The sequence below is a fragment of the Paenibacillus sp. 01T422 genome (assembly GCF_056398785.1).
Window position 1 is genome coordinate 1 of the sequence record NZ_JBFTQB010001367.1, and the last position, 1048, is coordinate 1048.

1 protein-coding gene is annotated in these 1048 nt (G+C 42.9%); it reads left to right on the plus strand.

Going from position 1 to position 1048, the window contains the following annotated elements:
• Window positions 1-851: IS4 family transposase (locus tag AC1DUA_RS38805; protein ID WP_477504753.1), on the plus strand; the 851-nt coding region annotated here is incomplete at its 5' end.
• Window positions 852-1048: the final 197 nt, after the last annotated feature.

Sequence of the window (1048 nt, forward strand, 5' to 3'; positions counted from 1 at the left end):
CCCTTCACCCCTTCACACTGGCAGACTGGGCTTATGTAACCCAGCATCGAAGTGGAATTAAGGTGCATACGCGTCTGCTCGTCATTGACAAGGAAAGCCCATATCCGGATAAAATCGTTCCGTCAACCGGGAATGTTAGTGATTACGAAGGTTCAGATCTTCTCGTGACAGATCCTTATGTAACGTACGTCATGGACCGCGGTTATGTTTGCTACAAACGGATGCAAAAGTGGATAACCGATGAGCTGGATTTTGTTATTCGGGTCAATACGCACCATTTTGCAGAAGTTTTAGAACAGCGCGAGATTCCAGCGGCAGATTCACACATTCATTTGGATGCAGACGTTCGGATGGGAAACAACCAAAACACAATGATGCAAAGCAAACTGCGTCTGATTGAATTCCTCGATGATCAAGGTCGGCTTTATCGTTTGGCAACGACCCGCTGGGATTTAACCGCTAAAGAGGTAACGGAGATTTACCGCCAGCGATGGCTCATCGAGTTATTTTTCAAGTGGATGAAACAGCACGTGAGGTTTGCTCGGTTGTATAGTCACCAGCCGGAGGCGGTATGGAATCATATCTTTTTAGCTCTTGTGGCATACGGGCTATCCTATGTGATGAAAATGGAAACCCAGTCACGGAAAAGCATCTGGGAAGTCCTAGCGCTTATTCGCATTTATGCGGAAAAAACATGGGGAGAAATGGAACAAGAGCTATATCGAAAACCGAGCAAGAGGAGTAAAGGGCGACAAAAGAAAGATCCTCCACGATTTATAGAGGTACAGACATCCGAAGTCGCCCTTGTAAAGAAGCCTAAAAAGAGAAGAAAAAGGAATTCAAATAACTAAAATTACAATAAATGGAATATCGGAAAAGTGGCCTACTTTAAGTAGACACTGACTATTTTGATTTCTGCAGAGAAAAATATTTTCAGAATTTTCTGCATAAAAAGAAATTGTCTAGCTAACATCTTCCGAGAAGTTTGGTGCAACGCCAGTGATTTGTGGAGAGTTAATATGATTAGAAAATGGGATGATATTTGTTC